Consider the following 25368-nt stretch of genomic DNA (forward strand, 5'->3'; position numbering starts at 1 on the left):
AAAATACTGAAAGTCCAAAGAATAATGAATTCAACTGAAAAAGAAATCGTTTACTCAACCACTAACTCTTATTCTACCTTAAATGACTTGACCAAGTCCACCAAGACTATTTGGTTGGTTTGTCATGGCATGGGTTATCTAAGTCGTTATTTTCTAAAATATTTTAAAGCCTTAAACCCAGAGGAGAACTATATTATTGCACCACAAGCACCAAGTAAATATTACATACAACCAAAAATGCATGTGGGTGCTAATTGGTTAACTCGAGATAATACTTATGCTGGGATGCAAAATATACTGAATTATCTCGATGCTGTTATGGACGTTGAACAAATTCCGGAAGATAAGAACCTTATTGTTTTTGGCTACTCTCAAGGCGTAAGTATTGCCACAAGGTTTGCTGTAAAACGAAAATTACAATGCGCACAATTGGTATTACATTCTGGAGGGATTCCTGTAGAATTAATTGCCGAGGATTTTGAGTATTTGTCCAAAGACACAAAAGTGAAATTAATTTACGGTACTCAAGATGAATATTTAGATGCTTCAAGAATTGAGCACGAAAGTAAAAGAGCTACAGAATTATTTGGCAAACGACTAGAAATTTTACCGTTTGATGGCAAACATGTCGTTAATGTAGACTATATAAATACTCTAGTATGACAGCACCAACTTTAGAAAACAATCGCGTAAAACTCAGTTTACTTGACTTAAGTAATTATAATAGTTTGGAAGCAATTGCCCAGGAAAAAGACCTTATCTACTATTCGCCCTCAGACATTTCATCACCAGAAAAGTTACGTGATTATGTGCAATTGGCGGTTGATGGTTATTATCAAAAAACCATTATTCCGTTTATTATCTATGACAAGCAAAAACAAGCCTATGCTGGTTCAACCAGATTTGGATTAATTAACAGGAAAAACAAAGTCTTACATATCGGTTGGACATGGATAGGTCATGATTTTCAAGGCACAGGGTTAAACAACAACATGAAGTTTTTAATGCTACAATACGCTTTTGAAACTTTAGGGTTTGAGAAGGTCGAATTCCGAATCGATGAGCGCAATAAAAAATCACGTCGTGCTGTTGAGAAGCTTGGTGCTTCACTTGAAGGTATTCTAAGAAAAGATACGGTTATGAAGGACGGTTATAGGCGTAGTACCTGTTGCTATGGCATCCTAAAAGAAGAATGGCCGACGATAAAGTCGACCATTTTTAAAACCTTTTAACTTGTTTGCCAAGTTTTATTTTTTTCTTTAAGATGTGCCAATTGCTTTTCTAAAAAGGTAATTGCTTTTTCTGCTTGGACACTTGCTTTTACTTTAAAGTCGTGTGCTTCTTCTTTAAACTTTTCTTTACCAGATTTTGCCACTTTAGAAACATCGTCTTTAACTTCTTTAAAATCTTCGACGATTTGGTCTTTAATATCTTTTCCTTCTTTCTTTAATTTAGCTCTTGTATCGCTCCCTTTTTCTGGGGCAATTAAAATACCTATGCCTGTGCCTATTAATGCACCTAAAACCAGTGCGCCTTTAAATTGAACCATAACTTTTCTTTTTTAATTGTTGTGTAACTATATGACGTCCTTAACTATAATTTGTTACAAGCTAAGATTATGTGCATTTAAATAATTATAATTCATTCTTCATCTCTTGAATTATTTCATACATCTGATTTATAAAATCTTTCTTATCTTTTTTAGCAGCATCTCTATTATACGAATTTCTATCATTGCTTATTATCGAGTTACAATTTTCAATTAATGTACTCAATGCATTTATTCTTGAAGCATTTAAAGTATACTTGGATTGCTTATTTAATGCAATCTGAGATTTCTCTTGAGCTTCAGCACTTCTTGCTAATTCTCTTCTGGTTTCTTTAAGTTCTTCTCTTTGTAAACTAAGTTCCTTTCGTTGTAATAAGATTGTGAAAATTATACCCGCAAATGCTAACCCAGAGAATAAAGTGTTTAATGTTCCAAACATATCACCTAATGTTCCTCTTTCTTCATTAGGCAAATCCTTTAATAATCTATAGGTAATTATCCAAGTAACTATTATGAAAATAACAGTAAAAATAGCAACTATATAAATCCAAATATCTCTCTTATTACTTTTCATTTAAGAACATATAAAAATTATCACTTCTCTTTCTGAAACACAAAACTCTTTCCATTTTGTGTAAAGTCTATGGTATTGTCATCGATATTAAAAACTAGTGATATTCTAGCGGGTTCAAACTTAAAAGTATGATTGGCATAACTGTCTAAAGGAAAAGCTCCTTGGCCATCGCCTTGTCCCATTAACACACCATCTTTAACAAAAAACTCAATTTTTATAGGGAAGTTTTCATTAGAGAAAATACCTGTGTATTTGTCTAATTCTTTAGCCGAAAGCTTTACTGTTTTAGGAATATCAAAACCTTCATCATTTAAGATTTTGCGTACTTTTTTACTAGGTATGGTATTTAATCCTGTAGAATTATTTTGAAGAATGATAACCGTTTTATCATGGTCTAATTGGCGTTCAATGTACGTGAGATTACCTGCCCATGATCCTGAATGACTCACCGTTTTTCCATAAGTTTCAGAATCACTAAGTCCCCAACCAAAACCATAACCTGAGCCTTTTCCATCTTTTGTATCTGCAGCATTAAAGATTAATGCTTTATCATCAGCATCAACAAGCTTGTCTGTATACAAAACCCTATCCCATTTAAGTAAATCATCAAGAGTAGAATTTATCATGCCATCACCCACAATACCATCGAGATAATAAAACGGAATTTCTTTACCAAAATGTTCTGGACGTACCTTATTACCGCTATTGTCTGCAATATAACCCAAAGCCATGTTATCAATCTCTCTTGACTCGTAACAACTTCTATATACAAAGGTGTTATCCATACCAAGTGGCTTAAAAATAGTCTCCTTCAAATGCTCTGTAAACGATTTACCAGATGCTTTTTCTATAATAGATGCGAGTAAAGCATAACCTGTATTACTATACTCAAATTTGTCTCCAGGTTGAAAGTTGGCCTTTGGCTTGTGTTCTGCTAATAATTTTACAATATCTTGGTTAGTGGCAAACTTAGATTTGTCCCATTTTTCCTGAAATAAGCCCATATAATCTGGGAGGCCACCTGTATGATTTAATAAATTTCTAACCGTAACATCACCATAAAAAGCTAACTCTGGGATGTGTTTAGACACTTTGTCAGAGTACTCTAACCTGCCTGATTTTTGGAGAGTTACAATACCCATAGCCGTGAATTGTTTAGAAACTGAAGCCAACTCAAAAATGGTCTCGTTGTTTATTTTACGCTTGGTACTCTCGTCGGCATAGCCATAACTCTTTTTAAAAATGACCTCACCTTTATTAGCAACCAAAACATTACCATTAAACATCTTCTTGGCATATAAGGCCGTAAACAAACTATCTAAGCGTTGTGATTGTGAGCTTTGAGAAAAAGAAGCAACAGAACATGCTATTGCAAAAAGTAGAAAAAGTGATTTTTTCATGTATTAAAATTTTTGAAGATGAATTGATAGCTAAGATAAGAGTTAACTTAAAAAACAAAAAGCTAATTCTTATGATTTAGAAACACTTATCAACAAAATATTCAGTTTAGCAAGATTGGAAAAGTAGTTCTGTACATTTGCTCATAGTTTTGTTTTCAAAGCCATAGAAACTGATGAAAAAAGCATCCAAACACATCTACCAAGAGCAACTAAATACTGTTGTGGATTACATCCATAACCATTTAGATTCTAAAATAGATATTAAACATTTGGCGGAGTTGTCGCATTTTTCGCCATTTCATTTTCATAGAATTACAAGAGCATTACTTGGTGAACCTATTGGCGCCTATATTACCAAGACGCGTTTAGAAACTGCAGCAAAAATGCTGCGCTATTCTACAAGTTCTATTGAAGAGATTGCTTACAATGTGGGTTTTGAAACACCTTCGTCGTTGTCAAAGGCTTTTAAAAATCACTTTGGTATTTCGCCAAGTGAACATCGAACTAAAAAACAATCAGTACTCAAAACTACGAACAGTATGAAAACAAAACTCAACATCAAGAGACCAAAAATCCTAAATCTAGAAGACCAAAAATGTCTGTATTACAGCATGCAAGGTGATTATAAAACGCTAGATTATCCACTAGCTTGGCAAAAGCTTTGGGGAGAAATTAAAGCTCAAAAACTATTTACTAAAGGCATACAAATGCTAGGCTTACCGCATGATGACCCCAATGTTACTGAGCCCAATAAAACAAGATACGACGCCTGTTTAATCATACATAAAGATGCCAAACCAAATGGTGATGTTGGCCTAAAAACACTTAAAGGCGGCAAATTTGCCATGTTCTTATACCAAGGGAGTTACAAGTATTTTGCAGAGGTATACGACTTTATGTTTAACGATTGGTTACTACAAACCGACTATGAACTAAGGGATGCGCCAGTTCGAGAACGCTATATTAGCAACCCAGAACGTGTGGCAGAAGAAAAATTAAAGACAGAATTTTATATTCCGATTAAATAATTAGCTAAACTCAAGAAGCCAAGCCTCTTGTTTTTTTAGGAGGTACTGCTTCTCTAAGTCGTTATTAACACAGTTAATTGCTTCGCTGATATGCTCAAGGGCAGATTTGAAATCTTTTGTGGCTTTATAATAATCTGCTTTTGCTGCGTAGTATAAATACTTTCGTTGTTCTAAAGCGTCTGGATTGAGTTTTTTGAAATACGCGTTGGCACTTTTATAATCTTCATTTTGAAGACATATAACTGCCATAGTCAATACATGCGAAGGCATGGGTTGTAACTCGTAAAGTGATTGGTACCAATGTAAAATCTTATCCCAATTGGTATCTTCAAAAGTTCGAGCTTTTAAATGCTCAGCAGCAATCGCAGCTTCGTAATGGTATGATGAGAATGTTTCGGTTTCCACAGCTTTATTCATCATGGTATTTCCCAATTGTATCAAAGGGAAATGCCATAATGTTCTGTCTTGATGCTTTAAATCTAAAACTTCATTATTAGTATCTGTTTTTGAAGCCAATCGTGCCGAATGAAAACACATCAATGCAAATAAGGCATAGACTTTAGGTTGACGCATCGTCTCATGTTTCAGTAGTAATCGACATAATCGCATGGCTTCGCCACATAAATCTTCTCTAATTAACTGCTCTTTTTTGTTGGAATGAAAGCCTTCATTAAAAATTAAGTACAAGACTTCCATGACGGTTTCTAAGCGCTCATTCAATGCGTTTCCTTGAGGAATAGAAAATTTTAAATCTGCTTTTTGAATTGATTTTCTTGCGCGTACGAGGCGTTTCTTTATGGTTTCATGTTTGGTGAGTAATGCAGAGGCTATTTCTTTTGTACTAAATCCTGAAACTGTTTTAAGTGCAAATGATATTCTATCTCTAGCATCTAGTTTTGGATGACAGGCCGTAAAAATCATCCGTAATTGTGCATCTTCAATTTCTTTATCGAGAAAGAGTTCGTTGATGGCTATGGCATCTGTACCAGTAGATAATTGACCAATATGTTTTTGTTTTGTTTTTAGTGTTCTGAAAATGTCTAGAACTCTATTTTTTGCAGCTTTAGTCAGCCAAGCCTCAGGATAGTCTGGTTGTTGTTTACGCCAACTTATGCTCGCTTTAAGAAAAGTGTCTTGTACAGCATCTTCTATAATATCTAAATGCTGCAACCCAAAAATTCGAGTTAAAACAGAGACCATCTTTCCACTATGATGGCGAAATAGATGGTCTATGACTTTATGTTCCATTAACTATCGAAGACCATAATTTCACGAATCTCAACAGTATTACCTAAATCATAATCCGGAAAATCTTCGGCAATTTTTTGTACAGCATCAAAGTCTCTCGCTTCTATTAAATAAAAGCCTCCTACAATCTCTTTAACTTCAGCAGACGTTAGATCCGTAACAGTTCTGTTTTCTCCAACAATTCTTCTAATCTGTGGCGTTAAAGCTTCTCCGCCTCTAAGAATTCCTGCTTTCTCCATTTTACTTCCCCAAGCAAACCACTTCTCCATTCTTCCTTGCATATCTTCTGGTGATAACCCAAGGTCTGTGTACTCTTTTCCGACAAAAATCATCATAAAATTTTTCATAATTTCTAAAATTTAATTGTTTATACCCTTATGACGTTCAAGAGAAAAGCAAAGGGGACAACTTTATTAATTAATTTAGAACATGAAGATAAAAACTTTGAATTAAGTAGAAAAGAGGATTGTCTCTAAACTAATTTGTAAGCTTAGCAACAATATCTTTAACTGGGAGAATTGCTTTAGTATGTTCAATACTAGGTCCAGCAACCCAAACCGTTTTGTAAGTTGCTTTTTTAGCTGCTTTTTCTGTAGCTTTCATACCAATAGAAAAGCGAATCATCTTGACCCATTTTTTAAGCTTTCGATTTTTGTTTAAGACAGATTCTAACCAAGTTTGCTTGGTTCCTATTTTCTGAACATAAGGCGTATTAATAACAGTGCAAGGCGTACCAGAAATACGCTCAGTCATTACAATATCATTTGCACCATAATCTACACATGCTTGCTTATACTCATCTGTAACACTAGCTTCAACAGAAGCAATAAATGGACTACCAACTGAAACACCTGCTGCGCCATAACTCAGCATTTTATCAATATCTGCTTTACAACCTACACCTCCAGCTGAAATCACCGGAATCAACAATTCTTTACTTAGTAAGCCTGTCAACTCTTGAGGTGTCATGTTTCCGCGGTGACCTCCGGCTTCATTATTAACAGCAATAGCAGCATCAGCACCAAGGCCTTCAACCTTTTTAGCAAATTTTAAGTCTACAACATCACAAAATACTTTAATACCGGCTTTATGCGCTTGTTTAATTGTTTCTTCTGGACTCCCTAAAGATGTAATAATAAAATCGCAACCTTCCTCGCAAATCACTTCTAATTGCCCTTTATACTTTACGTTAGACTTGTTTACAATCAAATTAAAACCAAACGAACCGCCTTCTGGTTTATTAGCCTTCAGTTCTTTAAGAGCAGCACGTAATTCCTCTAAAGTCCTATAATTTAAGGCTGGAATACAACCCGCAATACCAGCGTTCATGGCTTCAGTAACCATTGCTACATTAGATACTAAAAACATTGGTGCCTGAATAATTGGATGTTTTATTTGAAGTAATTGGGTAAGTTTTGTTTGCATCTTCTACTATAGATTTTGTCAAATATACTAAAATATATTATGCATGCATAATAGTTTTAATCTAAGAATCGATAATAGCCACACTTTAAATAAGCACCTTCTGGGAAAGTCACTGGATGATCTATATCATGTTTAGTTTTAAGCATGGTTTCAAACAGGCGAGACTGGGCGTTTAGGACACGCAGATTTAAATCAAAAAAAGATTGTGCTAAAACTCGTGAAGAACATGAGGCAAGAATCAGTAAACCATTTTTTGCTGTTAACTTCTCACCTAATTCGGCCAATTGTGCATATTTCTTTTTGGCCAATTCTATTTCTGATTGTTGCTTTGCAAAGCTTGGTGGATCAATGACTACAATATCATAACGTTTGTCTTTTTTAATTAAAGCCTCCATTTCCTTAAAAGCATCTCCAGAAATGGTTTTATGCTGGCCAACATAATCATTAAGTCTCCCATTATCTCTGGCGACATCCAAAGCTTGTTTACTAATATCTAAACTCGTTACCTCATCTGCGCCATTTGCCAATGCATGAACAGAAAATCCTCCAGCATAAGAAAATACATCAAGCACCTTTTTACCTGTACTTAATTCACCTACTCGCCTTCTATTTTCGCGATGATCCAAAAAATAACCTGTTTTATGACCTTTAATAACATTAGCAGAAAAGTTGATGCCATGCTCAATAAATTGTACTACTTCATCTTCTAAAACACCATAAATTACGTCGCCATCTTTTAGGTTATGATTATTACTATTCTGTAGATTTCTGCTTAAACGCATAACAACAGTCTCTGAATTAGAAACCTGTTGCAAACTATGTACTATCGGTTCTAAATATGGCAACCATATTTCTGAATACAACTTGACGACTAATACTTTAGCATATACATCTGCTATTAAACCTGGAAAGCCGTCATTTTCGCCAAATATTAAACGATAACTATTAGTATTAGTGGTTAAGAGCTCTAGACGTAATGCATAGGCTTTTTCAATTTTAGTATGAAAAAAATCAGCATTGATAACAGCTTTGGTTTGCGCATTATGAATCACTTTTATTCGGATTGGAGACTTTGCGTCATACAGTCCTATACCAACTACTTTGTTTTTATTCTTGCTGAAAATAATAGCCAAATCTCCCGTCTTTGCATCCTCATTGACCTTTACAATACTATTAGAAAACACCCAAGGATGTCCTTTTATAACAGATTGTTCGCCTTTAGAATTAAGCTTTACAGCCAAACGCTTGGGTTGATAAATTGATGTTATAGAGTCTGAAAATGTATTCAAATGACAAATAGTTTTGGAGTTGCAATTTAACTACTTATTTTGGCAGTTATAAACTAATAATTACAATAAAAATGAAAATCAAACAATTATCACTTCTACTTGCGCTTGTTATCGTATCAAGTGTTTCTTTTGCTCAGAAAGTTAAAATCAAAAAAGGAAACGTTACCGTAGATAAAGTGAATACTTGTAAAATTGAAAAAGATGATGTTAGTCGCGGTGCATTTTATATTAACAACCTTCAAGACGAGCAATTACTGTACTTAAAATGGATTGATTGGGGACAATATGGCTATATGGAAATTTATAAAGCAGATAATCTAGATGATATCCTTTTTGAAACGGAAGTTGGAATTGGCTACAAAAAATGGATCGTTAAGAAATTATATAATGCCAAAGTATTATCTAGTGCAGGAATTAATGAAGATAAGCTGAATCAATTTGCAAAAAAGTTCGGTCGAGAATTCACAAGGAAGCGTAATAGATATTAATTAAAAAACTATCAAATATTAAAAAAGCCCAACAGTATTTGTTGGGCTTTTATATTTAATTTTTCAGAATCGAAATTTATTTCACTTCTTCGAAGTCAACGTCTTCTACATTATCACCTTCGGCTTCTGGTTGACCTTGAGCTCCTGCATCAGGACCTGGTGCGCCACCTTGAGCTTCGGCTTGTGCTTTGTACATTTCTTCAGAAGCGACTTTCCAAGCTTCATTAATTTTCTCTAAAGCTGGCTCTATAACTGCTAAGTCTTTTGATTCGTAAGCTGTTTTTAATTCAGCTAGCGCCTCTTCGATTGGCTTTTTCTTATCATTAGATAATTTATCACCAAACTCTGCTAATTGACTTTCTGTTTGGAAAATCATTGCATCTGCTTGATTTAATTTTTCAGCTGTTTCTTTAGCCTTTGCATCCGCATCAGCATTAGCTTCAGCTTCAGCTTTCATCTTTTGGATTTCTTCATCTGTTAATCCAGAAGACGCTTCAATACGAATATCTTGTTTCTTACCTGTAGCTTTATCTTCAGCAGATACTTTAATAATACCATTGGCATCGATATCAAAAGTTACTTCAATCTGGGGTGTTCCTCTTTTTGCTGGTGGAATACCATCTAAGTGGAAACGACCTATTGTTTTATTATCTGCTGCCATTGGACGCTCACCTTGTAATACATGAATCTCTACCGATGGCTGATTATCAGCTGCCGTTGAGAATACTTGAGATTTCTTGGTAGGAATCGTTGTATTGGCATCAATTAATCTTGTCATTACATTACCCATAGTTTCAATACCAAGAGATAATGGCGTTACATCTAATAAAAGAACATCTTTTACATCACCTGTCAATACACCGCCTTGGATACCTGCTCCTAGAGATACAACTTCATCAGGATTAACGCCTTTACTTGGCGCTTTTCCGAAGAAAGATTCTACTGCAGCTTGCACTACTGGAATACGCGTAGAGCCACCTACAAGAATTACCTCGTCAATATCTGACTTAGATAAACCTGCTGCCTTTAATGCTGTTTGGCAAGGTTCAATTGTTCTTTTAATTAAATCGTCGATTAACTGCTCAAATTTTGCACGTGTTAATGTACGTACTAAGTGCTTTGGCCCACTAGCTGTGGCTGTTACGTATGGCAAATTGATTTCTGTTTGAGCAGAAGATGATAATTCAATCTTTGCTTTTTCGGCAGCTTCTTTAAGACGTTGTAAAGCCATTGGGTCTTTACGTAAGTCCATATCTTCGTCTGCAATAAACTCTTCTGCTAACCAATCGATAATTCTTTCGTCTACATCATCACCACCTAAGTGTGTATCACCATCAGTAGATAATACTTCAAATACACCATCACCTAATTCTAGGATAGACACATCATGTGTACCACCACCAAAATCGAATACCACGATTTTTTGGTCTGTACCTTTCTTATCCATTCCATAAGCTAAAGCTGCTGCCGTTGGTTCGTTGATGATTCTACGAACTTTAAGACCTGCAATCTCACCAGCTTCTTTAGTAGCTTGACGTTGCGCATCATTAAAGTATGCTGGTACTGTAATTACAGCTTCTGATACATCTTGACCTAAATAGTCTTCAGCAGTTTTCTTCATTTTCTGAAGAATCATTGCTGATAATTCTTGTGGTGTGTATAAGCGACCATCAATATCGACACGAGGTGTATCGTTGTCACCTTTAACCACTGTATATGGTACACGTTCTGCTTCTTTTTTAGATTCAGAATATTTATTTCCCATAAAACGCTTAATCGAATAAACCGTTTTTGTTGGGTTTGTTACTGCTTGTCTTTTTGCTGGGTCACCAACTTTAATTTCACCACCTTCAACGAAAGCGATAACCGAAGGTGTTGTGCGCTTACCTTCTGCATTAGGTATTACAACTGGTTCATTACCTTCCATTACTGAAACGCAAGAGTTGGTTGTTCCTAAGTCAATTCCAATAATCTTACTCATAATTTGTTTATAGTTTTAAATATTTCTCCTGATAGCCATCGAGGTAGAAATTATAATATGATTCATTAAATAATTACGATTTGTATTAGTCAATGATTATGCCATCAGAAAAAATATGACATGATGTCACATTATAAAATCAAAATTAAAACTGAAGTAAAATCTTTGGTATGACATTTGATAACTTAGAAGAAAAACTTAGATATTATGAAACGTATACTTACATTTATTTTTGCCATTACTTTGTTAAATAGCTGTACAACAGAAGAAATCGTTCAGGTTCAAAACAATGATTTTGTGTCTTCAGCTTTTGAAATAGTTGTCGATTTTAATGCCGCTAACAATTATGAATTTATTGAACCTTATGGTTTTAATGTATTTCCATCGGATGTAACTTTAGTTTACATTTTATGGGATACGATTAATGGTCAAGACGTTTGGAGATTGGTTCCGCAGACCGTGATTTTTGACAATGGTGATGATTTAGTTTACAATTTCGATTTTACTCAAGATGATGTTCGCTTCTTTTTAGAAGGTTCAGATTTAGATAATGTTGATGATATCTGGACGCAAAATCAAGTATTCAGAGTTGTTGTCGTACCCGCTGATAATGTTGGTCGTGTAGACAATTCAGACATTAACGTAGTGATGCAGAGGCACGGAATTACAAGTTTCCCGAGACGATAATTAGTCGTCCTATATATATTGAAAAGCCTGAATTATAGTTCAGGCTTTTTTATTTCCAAAAAAAAGCAAACACCATATAAAAACAACATCTATATTTGCGACGAAACTAAATCGTTTGCGCTAATGGAATCTATTTCTGTTTTTGATATGTTAAGTATCGGTGTTGGGCCATCGAGTTCTCATACGCTTGGGCCATGGCGAGCAGCAAAACAATGGATTAAAGACCTTCAGAATAGAGAACTATTTACTGGAGTTGCCTCAGTACAAGTAGAACTTTTTGGGTCATTGGCATTAACTGGCAAAGGTCATGCTACAGATATTGCTGTACTCATGGGACTTTTAGGAACTGACCCTGTAACTTTTGATATTGCTGATATTCAGAATCAAGTGGATAAAGTGAAAGTCTCAAAAACTCTGATGCTTAATCTTGAAAAAGAGATTCCTTTCTATTTTGAGCAACATATTATTTTTAATCGCGAATTTTTAGATTTTCACCCTAATGGAGTAACTTTTACGGCTAGCTTAAGGAACGGATTAAAGAAATCTTCAACCTACTACTCAATTGGCGGCGGTTTTATTGTGCAAGAAGAACGCAAACGTGCCAAAAGACAAACCGAAAAGTTTGAAGGCTTCCCTTTTCCAATTCAAAAAGCCACAGAGATTTTAGAATATTGCAAAAAAGAAAAATTATCGATTAGTGAGCTCGTATACAAAAACGAATTATCATTACGTGATCCAGATAGAATTGATGCCAAATTAAAAGCCATTTGGGATGTCATGCTTGACAGTATGTATGTGGGTTGCCACACTAAAGGCATATTACCTGGTGGACTTAATGTCATTAGACGTGCTTACGAAACTCATGAAAAACTCAAAGGCAAAACACCTTACAGCAATGCTTACGAATGGATCCATTCCATAAGAGACACAGAGGTAAAATTTAGACAAATACTTAAATGGGTGTCTTGCTTTGCATTAGCAGTAAACGAAGTTAACGCCTCTCTTGGTCGCGTAGTTACAGCACCTACAAATGGAAGTGCCGGTGTTATACCTGCAGTTTTAATGTATTATATGGTAATTGAAAATCATGATGCTGACTTTGAGGATATCAAAAAATTCTTATTAGTAGCTGGAGAAATCGGAAGTCTCTTTAAAAAGAATGCCACAATTTCTGCGGCCATGGGTGGTTGTCAGGCAGAGATTGGTGTATCTTCAGCGATGGCTGCAGGGGCACTTACAGAATTAATGGGTGGTTCTCCTGGTCAAGTACTTGTGGCTGCCGAAATAGCTATGGAACATCATTTAGGACTTACATGTGACCCCATTGGTGGCTTAGTCCAAATACCTTGTATAGAACGGAATGCCATGGGTGCCATAAAAGCCATAAATGCTTCAGAATTGGCACTAGACACTGACCCAGAAAATGTAAAAGTCCCTCTAGATAAAGTAATCCAAACGATGTGGGAAACTGCAAAGGATATGAGTGCCAAATATAAAGAAACCTCAGAAGGAGGTTTAGCCATTGGTGTAAATATGGCAGATTGTTAATTTACCCCTTTGAAAGTGCTTTACACCCTTGTCGACGTCGACTATCAACGAGATAAATGATTTTCCAATTGTCGTCTTCCTTAATAAGTTGAAAAGAATTTACGCCGCAATGGCTAAAATTACCATTAAACCAAAACTCATAAGGCGTCCAAGCGTTAGCCATCTTGCCATCAATTTTGATATTAAAGTCTAGTAATTTTTCTTCAAAAGTCTTGTCTTTAGGAATTCCAGCTATGTTTTTTATAAAGCCATAGTAATCGTTTACATCTAAGCGTGTTTTTCCTTCTTTATTAGAAGAAATAGATTGCATATTTATGTTGCCCTTAGCCATGGACTTTAGCCTCACAGTATCTTGCTTATGGAAAGCATCGAAGAAGTCAATGATGGTTTGTTTAACTTTATCTTCTTCAGACGTTTGTGAAAAAGCCGAAGACATAAAACATAAGGTCAGAATACAAATGGTAATTTTTTTCATGATTGATAATTTTTGTCAAAATACCTTCAAAATAGTATTTCCACTTAAAGTTAAACAAAAGTTTAACAAATCTCATTATTTTTACCATTCACTAAATATAACAGTATGTCTGTAGCTAAAAAAGAATACAAAAGAATTACAGTAAAGACTTTAGTAGATATGAAGTCTAAAGGCGAAAAAATATCTATGCTTACAGCTTATGATTATACGATGGCCAAAATAGTAGATGGTGCAGGTGTAGACGTGATTTTGGTTGGCGATTCTGCAAGTAATGTCATGGCTGGTCATGAAACTACTCTACCAATAACCCTTGATCAAATGATATATCATGCGTCTTCTGTAGTCAGAGCCATAGATCGTGCTTTAGTAGTTGTTGATTTACCTTTTGGAACATACCAAAGTGACCCTAAAGAAGCGCTTCGTTCTGCAATTAGAATCATGAAAGAAAGTGGCGGTCATGCAGTAAAACTAGAAGGCGGCAAAGAAATAAAAGAATCTATAAAACGAATTCTGAATGCCGGTATTCCTGTTATGGGACATTTAGGATTAACACCTCAATCTATATACAAATTTGGAACGTACACTGTGAGAGCCAAAGAAGAGCAAGAAGCTATGCAGCTTAAAGAAGACGCTTTAATGCTAGAAAAAGCAGGATGTTTTGGAATTGTTCTCGAAAAAATTCCTGCAGCTTTAGCTAAAGAAGTTGCAGAGAGTGTATCAATTCCAGTTATTGGTATTGGTGCTGGTGACGGTGTTGATGGTCAAGTCCTTGTATTGCACGATATGATTGGAATGACACATGAATTTAATCCTCGCTTTTTACGTCGTTATATGAATCTCTATGAAGAAATGACTACAGCTATTGGTCAATATGTAACTGATGTAAAATCTGAAGATTTTCCTAATGAGAAGGAGCAATATTAAGTTATGGAGGCTTTAGAAAAAATTATTCAAAAACTTGAGTTACAACCTCATCCTGAAGGTGGTTTTTTTAAAGAAACATATAGAAGTCAAGGCGTTATATCTAAATCCTCTCTTCCCCAAGTTTTTCAAGGTGAAAGAAATCACTCTACCTGCATATATTATCTATTAAAATCTGATGACTTTTCTGCATTTCATAAAATAAATCAAGATGAAATATGGCACTTTTATTTAGGTGATGCTATAGAATTGCACATGATATCTGAAGAAGGAGTATTAAATACTATTAATGTCGGAAGAGATATATTAAATAATGAAGTCTTACAAGTAGTTGTCCCTAAAAACTGTTGGTTTGCCGCAAGAGTTATTAATCCAAATAGTTATGGACTAGTTGGATGTACAGTTTCCCCTGGTTTTGATTTTAAAGATTTTACTTTGGCATCATATAATAGACTCGCTAGTAAATTTCCTCAACATAAAGACATTATAAAAGCATTTACAAGACAATAATGTCTAATCAAAAAAAAACAATATCAGATAAAGACAATTTAAAAGTTATCTATGAGGACAACCACATTATTGTTGTCAATAAACGTGCCGGCGATATTGTGCAAGGTGACAGAACGGGAGACAAACCTTTAAGTAATGTCGTAAAAGAATACATTGCGGAAAAATATAATAAACCTGGAAATGTATATCTCGGTGTTGTACACCGCTTAGATAGACCTACAACTGGCATTGTCTTGTTTGCCAAAACTAGTAAAGCTTTACCTCGTTTAAACAAATTATTTGCTGAAAAGAAAGCCAACAAGACGTATTGGGCTTTAGTAAAAAATCAACCGCCAAAAACTGAAGACACTTTGGTGAATTGGCTTAAAAAAAATCCTAAAAACAACAAATCTACTGCTTATAAAAAGGAAATAGAGAACAGTAAAAAGGCTATACTAAGCTATAAAATAATAAAAGCATTAGATAATTTCTATCTGTTAAGTATTGACTTAGAAACGGGAAGACATCATCAAATAAGAGCACAACTTTCAAATATTGGATGTCCTATAAAAGGAGATTTAAAATATGGTTTTGACCGTAGTAATAAAGACGGAAGCATTAGCCTACATGCGCGAACATTAGAGTTTATACATCCTGTAAAAAAAGAATCCATTTTTATTGAAGCACCACTACCAAAAGACCCACTTTGGGATGCTTGTAGTTAGACCTTAATCAACTAAACTAAATATTACTTTATCTTTTTCTTTTTTTTGACTTAGCAAATTAATTGCTGACTCTGTTAATTGTAGAACTCTTGGATAGCCTCCCGTTGTTTGACAATCGCGCATTAACACAATCAGTCTCCCAGAAGGAGTTAACTGAACCGTTCCAGGTAAAACTGGACCAGTAAGTATCGATTTTAAGTCATTATTAATTTGTGGTAAAAGCTGATAAGCCATACGATTATAGAGCTTTGAAACCATAAACTGTGTAGACTTTAGCTGATCTTTCTGTAGATTAGATAATAATTCAAATTCTGGACCTTTTAACACATCCAATACCTCAGATGAGAAGTCAATAGGCTTAAGCTTAGAAAATAGTTTTGACGGTTTTAATTTGGTTGTAAGCTGGTTAAAAGATAACGCGTCACCTTCGGTAATACTATCATTTATTGTGATTGGCTTGTAATAACTTTGACTTCCTAGCACTTTCTCTGTTTTATATCCACCTTTAACAGCTATATAAGAACGTAAACCTGACTTTAGCTTACCAAATTCAAGAATATCGCCTTTTAGAATACTATACACTTTGTTATTCTGAATTATTTCGCCATTAATAGATGGAGATATATCAGCACCACAGATAACAATATAGCTTTCTGCCTCAAATTTTAGCTTAGGGCCAGTCATTGTGATTTCTAACACAGCGTCAGTTCTTGCATTACCCAACAAAGTATTTGCTAATTCAGCAGAATATAAATCCATTGCTCCGCTTTTTGGAACTCCATATTCACCATAGCCAAAACGACCTTTATCTTGAATGGTAGAAAACATACCTGGTTTTAAAACCTTAATCATTATACTGAAATGCTTTTAGGTTTATAACAATTAGAATTTACTTGTTCCAAAATCGAATGATACTCTTCCATAGAAACAGGCATAAATTTTATTTTATCTCCAGCTTTTGCAAAGCAAGGATTCTCTTTTTTAGGGTTAAAAAAGCTGACAGGAGAATTGCCAATAATATGCCATCCACCTGGACTATTTTGAGGGTAAATTCCTGTCTGATTTCCACCTATACCAACAGCTCCTTTTTTAACATCCAAATTAGGTGTAGATTTTCGGTCAAAACACAACGATTCATCTAAGCCTCCTAAGTATAAAAACCCAGGTAAAAAACCAATAAAAAAAACTGTATATATTTGTTGAGAATGCCGTTGAATAATTTCTGATTTTGCAAGTGATTTAGTCGTCGATAATAGTTCTAAATCTATCCCAAATTCATCATCATAGCAAACAGGAACTTCCCAAAGTTTCAATTTTAAAGCACTTTGCGATTCTATGCTTGAATAAATGGTTTTTAGACGCAATATTTCATCATAGACATCTTCAATAGTATATACATAATTAACTAATATTGAATTATATGTATTGATTATATCAACTTTTAGTTTAACATTTTTTTGAAATAAGATATTTTTAAAGTTTAGCACATCTTGAAGCATGTCCTCATCAATAACTGATGGCCATTCTATTAAAATAGAGCGTTCATTGAATGGTCTATATTTAAGATTATATTTCAAAATCAATTATACAATTCTAATACTATTATGTTCTAGGTTATGGTGCAAATATTCTAAAATATCTTGTGCATTTTTTGTGTCACCATGGACACAAATCGTATCTACAAACAACTCAACTTCTACTCCATTTATAGCTATAACTTTTTGTTCAGAAATCATCTTAAAAACATGTTCAAAAACAGCTTCTTTTTTAGTGATTAAAGCTTCATTTTTTTGACGTGAAACGAGAGACAAATCTTCATTGTAATTTCGGTCTGCAAAACCTTCAAAGACCACTTCAATATTTTCATGTTTTGCAAGTTGAGAAATAACAGATTTATAAGGTGCATATAATTTCACTGACGATGGAAAAGACTTTAAAACTTTCAAAATCACTTTAGCAATTTCAGAATCTTTTGCTGCCAAATTATATAAGGCCCCATGAGGTTTTATATGATGCATCTCTATACTTTCGGATTTTAAAACATTTGCTAAATCTTCTATTTGAGATTTTAAACTATCAAATAACGTCTCTGACGAAAGTTTCATATCTACTCGCCCAAAATTTAATTTATCTGGAAAAGACGGATGTGCTCCAATTTTCACTTGATGTGCTTTGGCTAATTTTACTACAGATTTCATTGTGTCAAAATCACCTGCATGTCCGCCACAAGCGATGTTACATGATGACAAGTAAGGCATCAAACTCGCTTCATTGCCTATACCTTCGCCAACATCGGCATTAATATCTATTTTGAGATTAGATGACATTAAATACACTTAAAATTGTTTTTACTCCTAAAAAAAGGGTAATACCTAATATGAAATATCCTAAAACATTCTGAAGCGTAGAGTTTTTATACTTGCCAAGAATACTAGATTTATTCATAATCCATATCAAAATACCAGCAATTATGGGTAATAATAAACCATTAGCTACTTGAGCAAACTTTATAATCTCAATAGACTTAAATCCAATAGATGAGAATAACACACCCAAGGACAATATAAAAATCCATACCAACCTAAACTGTTTAGATTTTAAATTACTATTCCAACCCAAACAACCTGAAGCAACATAAGCAGCAGCTAAAGGAGCCGTGATTGCACTTGTAATTCCTGCAGAAAACAAGCCAATGGCTAAAAAATACTTTGCAAAATCTCCAAATAATGGCTGTAAGCCTAGTGCTAAATCTGACGCATCATTAATATCTTGAAATGAAACTGCCGATGCTGAAATAATGATACACATAGACACTAAACCGCCTAACACAACAGCTATAACGGTATCTTTTCTTGCATATGATAAATCACTATCAGATTTCCATTTCGTTTTTGCTAATGATGCATGTAAAAATATATTATAAGGCACAACAGTAGTACCAATTAAACCAATAATTGTTAGGATACTCTTTTCTGGGAATTGTGGTACAAACATCCCGTTAAGTACATCAAAAACATTTGGTTTAGTTATGATTGCTGTAACCAAAAAAGCCAGGCTCATAAGTATCACCATAAAAACTAATGCACGCTCAATAACTTTGTAATTACCAATATACAAGACTATAAAGGCTACCAACCCAATTATAATAGGCCATACATCGATATTAAAGTCAAAAGTTTGAAACTCCGGTGTACCAAAAAGTGTTTTTACACCCAATGCTCCACCAGAAATATTTCCAGCTTCATAAGCAGCATTACCAATGACAATAGCAGATAAGATAAGAGCTATTATTAGTATTCTAACCGTAGGGTTTTTAATTTTTGAACGGATAGTCTCTGACAATCCTTTTTGAGTTATTACGCCTAATCTAGCGGACATCTCTTGCAAAATTATGGTTGCCAGGACAGATAAGGTCATTGCCCAAAGCAAAGCATAACCAAAATTAACACCAGCTACAGTACAAAGCGTTACTGTTCCTGGACCAATAAAAGCTGCAGCTACCAAAGGTCCAGGACCTATATTTTTGAAGAAATTCTTCATTATCTTTCTATTGAGTTTAGTGCATAGATAGCGAAACTACCCAACCAATGCCCACCTTCATAACTATCTCCAACAATACTTGGTAAAGAACTATTAATATGTTTATTTGCTAAGTTTTTTAAATGTTTATAGTCTTCCAAATCCTTAGATATATAATTTAAACTCCACGCACGAGAAAAGTTAACACCATCTAAATGCACTAACTTTCCATCAGTTCTATCAGAAACACGGCCGACTTCAAGATTAAAGTCTTTTTCTTTTAATTGTGGTAAAAATTCCTCAAACCATTTTTTAAATTCTTCTATAGACAAAACGCGTTTCATTAAAGCAGCCTCTTCCAAACATGGTGACAAAAAATCAAAACCACTTGGCTCCCATCCCAATGGACAACCTGCATCAGCAAAATAAAAATCACGAGCACGCTTTTCTATTAATGTTTTTAATTCTGTTTTATTCAATGTCATAGCATAATCATAGGCAAAACTTAACCCAAATGCTGTATTAGGGTGCTCTCCTACTCGGATTGGATAATTCAGTTTTGGCAGAAATTCTAAATATTTATCAACTATTAAATCAGTTAAGGGCTGCATGTTTTCTTCAACTTGTCTTGCGACATCGCTATCCCATTGGTTTAATTCCTCAGCAAGCTTTAAAACCCATGCCCAACCATAAGTACGCTCAAAAGACGCATTGTTTTTATCATCAAAATAGGCCACTTCTATTTCTATATTTTTTTTTGAGACACTATTAAGCAACCAAGCTTCTATTTCATTAGCTTTTTCTAAGTCTGGAAATTGGCGCAACAAACTTACCAAGCTCCAGTGCCCATGTACTGCAGAATGCCAATCAAAGCAACCATAAAATGCAGGATGCAATTCTTGTGGCGACTTTAAATCTTTATCACCTCCTAAGGTTTGCCCTAAGCGATTAGGATATTCTGTACCAACACAAGCTAAGGGTAATTCAGCCAGCCGATTGGCTTCTTCACGATTTAAATCTGGGATTTTTTCTAATTTAATTTCTAGAGTTTCAGAAACTTTAACTTGAGTGTTTTCTTTTGTATTGCAACTCATCGCTAAGAGAAACAAAAAAACGATATAGATAGTTTTCATTAGTGATATTATTTTTATGGGACTTATCAAAAATACAATTTACAAGGTATTGGTTTTCATATATATTATTTATCTTTCAATTTAAATTGAGTATTTACAATAAATGGGAGAAGAAAAACGTAAAAAAAAGTGGATTAAAACACTTCAGTTTTTAGCCGCTTACCTAGTTGCTGCATGGACATTTTTACAATTTATTGATTGGATATTAAATCGCTACGATATATCTCCAAATTGGGTCGACCTTCTATTATGGATCTTTGTAGGTGTTATCCCTTCAGTTCTTATATATTTTTATAATCAGGACAGAATTAATAGTGGAATTTTAAAGCTTAGAGAAAAAATTATTTTTCCACTTAACTTTATTTTACTTGGTATAATAACCTATTTTGGATTTGGCAGTAGTGATCTTGGTGCCACCACCAAAGAAATCAGTTATACTAATGACGAAGGAAATTTAGCCACTCAGCTTATCACTAAAGAAGAATTTAGAATAGGACTACCCATATATGAGTTTGAGCCAAAAGTCAAGGACACTGCAAATATTTGGTTAAAAGAAGGAATACAAGAATTACTTTATCAAGACTTATTACAAGATAAAACGCTTTCGGTGTTTACTTCAGACTCCGAAGGAACCGTAAACAAAGTTACTGAATCAAGAATCTTTAATGATTACTATGTAGACGGCACCTATGAAATCGTCGGAGATACATACAAAGTAACCCCTAAAGTAAGAAATGCAAAAAGTGGCAAAGTACTCTCAGAAAAAACTTTTGAAGGTGATAATTTATTGAATCTTTTAGATGATGCTAGTGTTTTTATCAAAAGTAACCTGGGTATTACGGAAGTAAAGAGAGATTCTTATATTGACTTAAACCTCAGTGAGTTTTATAGTAATTCTCTAGATGCAATAAAAGAGCATATTAATAGAAATTATCATAAAGCCCAAGAACTTGATCCTAAATTTGCCATATCATATTTTGAAAATGCCCAACGAAGTATACGTTATAGTTTTGGTGAAGAAGGCGAAAAAAAATTGATTAATCAAGCCTACAAATACAGTGGAAAACTCCCTTTGCAGCGTCAGCTACAAATAAGAATTTTAAGACATATTGCTTACGAAGAATGGGAGATGGCTGAGAAATTATTGAAGCTTCAATTAGAAATAGACCCTAGTGACGAAATATACAATAGACTATTATATGCGGTTTATGGTGAAACAAAACAGATTGAAGCCTATGCAAAATACTCTGAAGAGCGTTTTAATAAAAACAGAAGCATTGATAATGGTTCAAATTTACTAAACGCTAGCTTAGTGGCAGGAAACTATGATGAAGTTATTAAAGCTATTAAAAACCTAGAAGTAGTTCAGCCAAATAACCAAGGCTTGTCTTCTTTTAAAATTAGACCTTATCTGCTTAAGGGTGATATAGAAGCTGCTAAAAAAACCCAAGAACGCACTAAACTTCTCAATCCAGATTGGAAAAATTTCACAACACCGGTAGATTCTGTTATAAGTTATTTAGATAATAACCAAGTCACCAATAAACGTTTAGAACAATTTGTTGGTAAATATCGTTCCCAAATCACTGAACAAGAATATGAGTATTGGATTGATAATAACAAAATATTGTCTTATGTCTCTAATCAAGAACTAGGTGCGCCAATTCTAGCTTCAGATAATAAATTAATGTTAGGAAGTTACATTTACCGTACCATTGTAATTAATGAATTTTTGACTAGCGAAACAGGAGGTTTTTATGCTACTGTAAATACCGAATACAACTATAACACTACAAATGTTTACTATTATTGGAAATATGATGATACAATTAAAAGTGCTGAAGACGCATTAAATACAGGGGACTATGAAAACGCCGAAAAATTATATAAAACAGCTATAGAAAAATATCCTGAACACTATTTTTTAAAGTTAGCATTACAACATATAGAATACGTAAAACAAAAGCCTGAGGAAGAAATTTTAGTCCAATATTCAAATATTATAGGTAGTTATGGCAATGCAAGGCAATTTTGGATAGAAGATAATAAACTGTATTATGAACGTCCAGGTAATACAAAATTACACTTATACCCAATCTCAGAGGATAAGTACATTTCTTTATCTAGATACGGTAACCAATATGCCTTTGAAACTACTCAAGAAGGCAAAGAAGCTTCAGCAGTCTACAGCTATGAAAATAAAACTAAGACTTGGGAAAAATTAATGCAAAACAATAACTACTTATTAAAAGACAAATATTAACTACCCCAACCAACCGTCTCTATCCAAACTCCTGTATTGTATAGCTTCGCTAATATGAGTTCCATTTACATCTTTAGAACCCTCTAAATCGGCAATAGTGCGTGATACTTTTAAGATTCTATCGTAAGCTCTTGCAGACAAATTTAAACGCTCCATAGCAGATTTTAAAAGTTCTAGTGAAGTTTCATCCAGCTTACAATACTCTCGAATTTGTTTGGTATTCATCTGAGCATTATAATGCACATTTTCTAAATCTTTGAAGCGTTTTGTCTGAATTTCGCGAGCAACAGTAACGCGTTTCCGTATATCAACTGAAGATTCTCCTTTTCGTTCATCGGATAGCTTCTCAAAAGGGACAGGCGTTACTTCGATATGAATATCTATACGATCTAATAATGGTCCTGAGATTTTACCCATATAACGTTGCATTTCAGCTGGAGATGATGTTACAGGTGCATCTGGGTCGTTAAAATAACCACTAGGGCTTGGATTCATGCTAGCTACCAGCATAAATGAACTTGGATAGGTCACCGTAAACTTAGCTCTAGAAATAGTTACTTCTCTATCTTCCAAAGGTTGACGCATCACCTCTAAAACCTCACGTTTAAACTCTGGTAATTCGTCTAAAAACAATACACCATTATGAGATAATGATATTTCACCTGGTTGTGGATAACTTCCACCTCCAACAAGCGCAACATTTGATATCGTATGGTGTGGTGAACGAAACGGTCTTTGTGCCATTAATCCAGCATGTGCTTTTACACGCCCAACAACGGAATGTATTTTAGTAGTTTCAAGTGCTTCATGTAAAGTCATTGGTGGCAAAATACTTGGCAGTCGTTTTGCTAACATGGTTTTCCCTGAACCTGGTGGACCAATTAAAATAATGTTATGACCACCAGCCGCGGCAATTTCCATACAACGTTTAATACTTTCTTGACCTTTGACATCCGCAAAATCAAATTCTGGAAAGTTAAGACTTTTATAAAATTCTTCACGAGTATCAATTATGGTTTGCGGAAGTTGCTCGTCTTTATCAAAATAATTTATGACTTGGGTAATGTTATCAACCCCAAAGACTTTTAAATCATTAACAATAGCAGCTTCTTTTGCATTCTGATTGGGCAAAATAAAACCTTTAAAACCTTCTTCTCTTGCTTTTACAGCAATTGGCAAAGCACCTTTTATAGGTTGTAGAGAGCCATCTAGAGACAATTCGCCCATAATAAGGTAATCTTCTAAATCATCTACCTTAATTTGTCCTGAAGCAGATAGAATACCAATGGCTAAAGTGAGGTCGTAAGCCGAGCCTTCTTTACGCAAATCGGCCGGTGCCATGTTTATGGTAATCTTTTTACCTGGAATTCGAAAACCATTATTTTGTAATGCCGCCGCAATACGATAATTACTTTCTTTTATGGCATTATCTGGTAAGCCTACTAAGTGATACCCAACACCTTTATCTACATTTACCTCAACAGTAATGGTTGAAGCTTCAACACCAAAAACGGCAGAGGCGAAAACTTTTTTAAGCATAGAATTAATTTGTATTAAAACTATGAAAGAATTTTCACTAAAACAAAGCCCTTAAATATGATGAGATCCTGAAACAACACTTCGACAAGCTATGTGCAGCGGTTTAGAATGACAAAATCAGATACTATTCACAAACTCTAAAGCTTTTTTTTCGTTGTAGTAAAATTCCCCTTTTTGTATGAACCCTACATGTCCTCCGTATTTGGGCATTTCTAAATACAAATTAGGATTTGCTTTAGCTTCTTTTACGGGAAAACAACCTGAGGACAAAAACGAATCATTCAGCGCATTAATTAACAAGGAAGGCACTTTAATATTAGGCAAAAACTGTAAACTACTCGCCTTTTCATAATAATCATAAGCGTCTTTGTAACCATGTGCTTTTGAGGTATACACATGGTCAAAATCGATTAGGGTTTTAATAGACTTATAATCATCTATAGAGATCTTATTAGGAAACTGCTCTAACTTAGGCTTCAGCTTTTGCTTTAAATGGTCTAAAAATCGGATGGCATATGCTCTGTTTTTTAAGCTTAATAATTCGTCACAAGACCCTTTTAAATCGCAAGGCGAAGACACTGCTATTACCGCTTTTATTTGCTTGGGCACTTCACGTTCTTCTCCGATATATTTTAAAGCCATATTAGCGCCAAGACTTATACCTTTTATATAAATCTCGTCGTACTTCCCTGTAGAAATAATATGGTTTATTACAGCCTCTAAATCTTCTGTAGCACCAGAATGATAACTACGATACAACAAATTAGGTTCACCACTGCAACCTCTAAAATTCACTGCACAAGCATCAATCCCATTTTGGTTAAATAGTTTAGCAGCTCCAGTTAAGTATGGGCGTTGCGCATGACCTTCAAGTCCGTGAAGTAAAATGATGACTTTATTAGATTCTTTCTCAGTATAACTCCAATCCAAATCCAAAAAATCAGTATCTGGTAGTGCAATCCGTTCACGAGTTTGATGAACGCCTTTTACTTTTCTAGCTAAACCAGAAAAAACTGTAGATACAAAACCACTCTTCGCCCAAAAGAGTGGTTTATAGCTTGATTCTATAATTGGCATTTAAGCTTGT

Annotated in this window: 26 protein-coding genes; 10 read left to right on the plus strand and 16 right to left on the minus strand. The window is 34.4% G+C overall.

Translation table 11 applies throughout. The annotated features are described in order from the left end of the window. Nucleotides 1-24 precede the first annotated feature (24 nt). Both IEV10_RS10755 and IEV10_RS10760 read left to right on the plus strand, forming a co-directional pair. Entirely contained in the window at nucleotides 25-663 is a 639-nt protein-coding gene (locus IEV10_RS10755; protein ID WP_188374739.1) for an alpha/beta hydrolase, read from the plus strand. Further along, complete coding sequence (locus IEV10_RS10760) at nucleotides 660-1232, plus strand: GNAT family N-acetyltransferase (RefSeq protein WP_188374740.1); 573 nt, start codon at nucleotides 660-662, stop codon at nucleotides 1230-1232. Before IEV10_RS10755 ends, IEV10_RS10760 begins: the two co-directional genes overlap by 4 nt. Here the strand turns inward: IEV10_RS10760 and IEV10_RS10765 are convergent. The 3 genes from IEV10_RS10765 to IEV10_RS10775 form a co-directional block, all read right to left on the minus strand. Next, complete coding sequence (locus IEV10_RS10765) at nucleotides 1229-1549, minus strand: YtxH domain-containing protein (RefSeq protein WP_188374741.1); 321 nt, start codon at nucleotides 1547-1549, stop codon at nucleotides 1229-1231. The genes IEV10_RS10760 and IEV10_RS10765 overlap by 4 nt on opposite strands. 85 nt (nucleotides 1550-1634) lie before the next feature. Then, nucleotides 1635-2123: a hypothetical protein gene (locus tag IEV10_RS10770; RefSeq protein ID WP_188374742.1), complete on the minus strand. Its 489-nt coding sequence runs from the start codon at nucleotides 2121-2123 to the stop codon at nucleotides 1635-1637. A gap of 20 nt (nucleotides 2124-2143) precedes the next feature. Next, nucleotides 2144-3523, minus strand: a complete 1380-nt coding sequence (locus IEV10_RS10775; RefSeq protein WP_188374743.1) for a serine hydrolase domain-containing protein — start codon at nucleotides 3521-3523, stop codon at nucleotides 2144-2146. A gap of 173 nt (nucleotides 3524-3696) precedes the next feature. Here IEV10_RS10775 and IEV10_RS10780 point away from each other — a divergent pair, with 173 nt between their 5' ends. Continuing rightward, a complete protein-coding gene (locus IEV10_RS10780) occupies nucleotides 3697-4551 on the plus strand; it encodes an AraC family transcriptional regulator (protein WP_188374744.1) in 855 nt (284 codons plus the stop codon). Here IEV10_RS10780 and IEV10_RS10785 read toward each other — a convergent pair whose 3' ends face one another. The 4 genes from IEV10_RS10785 to IEV10_RS10800 form a co-directional block, all read right to left on the minus strand. Beyond that, a complete protein-coding gene (locus IEV10_RS10785; protein ID WP_188374745.1) occupies nucleotides 4552-5799 on the minus strand; it encodes an RNA polymerase sigma factor in 1248 nt (415 codons plus the stop codon). It abuts the gene before it with no gap. Next, a complete protein-coding gene (locus tag IEV10_RS10790; RefSeq protein WP_188374746.1) occupies nucleotides 5799-6146 on the minus strand; it encodes a YciI family protein in 348 nt (115 codons plus the stop codon). The genes IEV10_RS10785 and IEV10_RS10790 overlap by 1 nt, the downstream gene beginning before the upstream one ends. Nucleotides 6147-6276: 130 nt before the next feature. Then, entirely contained in the window at nucleotides 6277-7224 is a 948-nt protein-coding gene (locus IEV10_RS10795; RefSeq protein WP_188374747.1) for an NAD(P)H-dependent flavin oxidoreductase, read from the minus strand. A 56-nt stretch (nucleotides 7225-7280) separates the two neighbouring features. Beyond that, nucleotides 7281-8513 (minus strand): class I SAM-dependent rRNA methyltransferase, encoded by a 1233-nt coding sequence (locus tag IEV10_RS10800; protein ID WP_188374748.1) that lies wholly within the window; start codon nucleotides 8511-8513, stop codon nucleotides 7281-7283. Between the two features lie 71 nt (nucleotides 8514-8584). On the opposite strand from IEV10_RS10800, the gene IEV10_RS10805 reads away from it, so the two are divergent. After that, on the plus strand, nucleotides 8585-9001 hold the full coding sequence (locus IEV10_RS10805; protein ID WP_188374749.1) for a hypothetical protein: 417 nt from the start codon (nucleotides 8585-8587) through the stop codon (nucleotides 8999-9001). Nucleotides 9002-9077: 76 nt separating this feature from the next. On the opposite strand, the gene dnaK is transcribed toward IEV10_RS10805, so the two are convergent. Then, the gene (gene dnaK / locus IEV10_RS10810; RefSeq protein ID WP_188374750.1) at nucleotides 9078-10982 is read right to left on the minus strand and encodes a molecular chaperone DnaK; all 1905 of its coding nucleotides are present in this window, start codon (nucleotides 10980-10982) and stop codon (nucleotides 9078-9080) included. Nucleotides 10983-11189: 207 nt separating this feature from the next. On the opposite strand from dnaK, the gene IEV10_RS10815 reads away from it, so the two are divergent. Both IEV10_RS10815 and IEV10_RS10820 read left to right on the plus strand, forming a co-directional pair. Next, nucleotides 11190-11669, plus strand: a complete 480-nt coding sequence (locus IEV10_RS10815; RefSeq protein WP_188374751.1) for a hypothetical protein — start codon at nucleotides 11190-11192, stop codon at nucleotides 11667-11669. A gap of 123 nt (nucleotides 11670-11792) precedes the next feature. After that, on the plus strand, nucleotides 11793-13217 hold the full coding sequence (locus IEV10_RS10820) for an L-serine ammonia-lyase (RefSeq protein ID WP_188374752.1): 1425 nt from the start codon (nucleotides 11793-11795) through the stop codon (nucleotides 13215-13217). 1 nt (nucleotide 13218) lies between these two features. Here the strand turns inward: IEV10_RS10820 and IEV10_RS10825 are convergent, their stop codons facing one another. Beyond that, on the minus strand, nucleotides 13219-13692 hold the full coding sequence (locus IEV10_RS10825) for a nuclear transport factor 2 family protein (protein ID WP_188374753.1): 474 nt from the start codon (nucleotides 13690-13692) through the stop codon (nucleotides 13219-13221). Between the two features lie 105 nt (nucleotides 13693-13797). Here IEV10_RS10825 and panB point away from each other — a divergent pair, with 105 nt between their 5' ends. Genes panB through IEV10_RS10840 form a run of 3 tightly spaced genes read left to right on the plus strand, consistent with a single transcriptional unit; the run spans nucleotide 13798 to nucleotide 15827 of the window. Further along, the gene (gene panB / locus IEV10_RS10830) at nucleotides 13798-14616 is read left to right on the plus strand and encodes a 3-methyl-2-oxobutanoate hydroxymethyltransferase (protein ID WP_188374754.1); all 819 of its coding nucleotides are present in this window, start codon (nucleotides 13798-13800) and stop codon (nucleotides 14614-14616) included. A gap of 3 nt (nucleotides 14617-14619) precedes the next feature. Then, entirely contained in the window at nucleotides 14620-15123 is a 504-nt protein-coding gene (locus tag IEV10_RS10835) for a cupin domain-containing protein (RefSeq protein ID WP_188374755.1), read from the plus strand. Continuing rightward, nucleotides 15123-15827 carry an RluA family pseudouridine synthase gene (locus IEV10_RS10840; RefSeq protein ID WP_188374756.1) on the plus strand — a complete coding sequence of 235 codons (705 nt, stop codon included), beginning with the start codon at nucleotides 15123-15125 and terminating at the stop codon, nucleotides 15825-15827. The genes IEV10_RS10835 and IEV10_RS10840 overlap by 1 nt, the downstream gene beginning before the upstream one ends. Nucleotides 15828-15830: 3 nt before the next feature. On the opposite strand, the gene IEV10_RS10845 is transcribed toward IEV10_RS10840, so the two are convergent. Genes IEV10_RS10845 through IEV10_RS10865 form a run of 5 tightly spaced genes read right to left on the minus strand, consistent with a single transcriptional unit; the run spans nucleotide 15831 to nucleotide 20479 of the window. Beyond that, complete coding sequence (locus tag IEV10_RS10845) at nucleotides 15831-16679, minus strand: 5-oxoprolinase subunit C family protein (RefSeq protein ID WP_188374757.1); 849 nt, start codon at nucleotides 16677-16679, stop codon at nucleotides 15831-15833. Further along, nucleotides 16679-17404 (minus strand): 5-oxoprolinase subunit PxpB, encoded by a 726-nt coding sequence (pxpB, locus tag IEV10_RS10850; protein ID WP_188374758.1) that lies wholly within the window; start codon nucleotides 17402-17404, stop codon nucleotides 16679-16681. The genes IEV10_RS10845 and pxpB overlap by 1 nt, the downstream gene beginning before the upstream one ends. A gap of 6 nt (nucleotides 17405-17410) precedes the next feature. Continuing rightward, nucleotides 17411-18154 carry a 5-oxoprolinase subunit PxpA gene (gene pxpA, locus IEV10_RS10855; RefSeq protein WP_188374759.1) on the minus strand — a complete coding sequence of 248 codons (744 nt, stop codon included), beginning with the start codon at nucleotides 18152-18154 and terminating at the stop codon, nucleotides 17411-17413. Next, the gene (locus IEV10_RS10860) at nucleotides 18144-19370 is read right to left on the minus strand and encodes an Nramp family divalent metal transporter (RefSeq protein ID WP_229719714.1); all 1227 of its coding nucleotides are present in this window, start codon (nucleotides 19368-19370) and stop codon (nucleotides 18144-18146) included. The genes pxpA and IEV10_RS10860 overlap by 11 nt, the downstream gene beginning before the upstream one ends. Further along, nucleotides 19367-20479: a DUF2891 domain-containing protein gene (locus IEV10_RS10865; protein ID WP_188374761.1), complete on the minus strand. Its 1113-nt coding sequence runs from the start codon at nucleotides 20477-20479 to the stop codon at nucleotides 19367-19369. The genes IEV10_RS10860 and IEV10_RS10865 overlap by 4 nt, the downstream gene beginning before the upstream one ends. A 103-nt stretch (nucleotides 20480-20582) precedes the next feature. Between IEV10_RS10865 and IEV10_RS10870 the strand changes: the two genes are divergently transcribed. Continuing rightward, a complete protein-coding gene (locus IEV10_RS10870) occupies nucleotides 20583-22742 on the plus strand; it encodes a hypothetical protein (RefSeq protein WP_188374762.1) in 2160 nt (719 codons plus the stop codon). Here IEV10_RS10870 and IEV10_RS10875 read toward each other — a convergent pair whose 3' ends face one another. Beyond that, entirely contained in the window at nucleotides 22743-24281 is a 1539-nt protein-coding gene (locus tag IEV10_RS10875) for a YifB family Mg chelatase-like AAA ATPase (protein WP_188374763.1), read from the minus strand. It lies immediately after the preceding gene. A 117-nt stretch (nucleotides 24282-24398) separates the two neighbouring features. Beyond that, entirely contained in the window at nucleotides 24399-25358 is a 960-nt protein-coding gene (locus tag IEV10_RS10880; RefSeq protein ID WP_188374764.1) for a YheT family hydrolase, read from the minus strand. Nucleotides 25359-25368: the final 10 nt, after the last annotated feature.

Origin of the sequence: Winogradskyella haliclonae (assembly GCF_014635865.1) — a bacterium.
Lineage (GTDB): Bacteria > Bacteroidota > Bacteroidia > Flavobacteriales > Flavobacteriaceae > Winogradskyella > Winogradskyella haliclonae.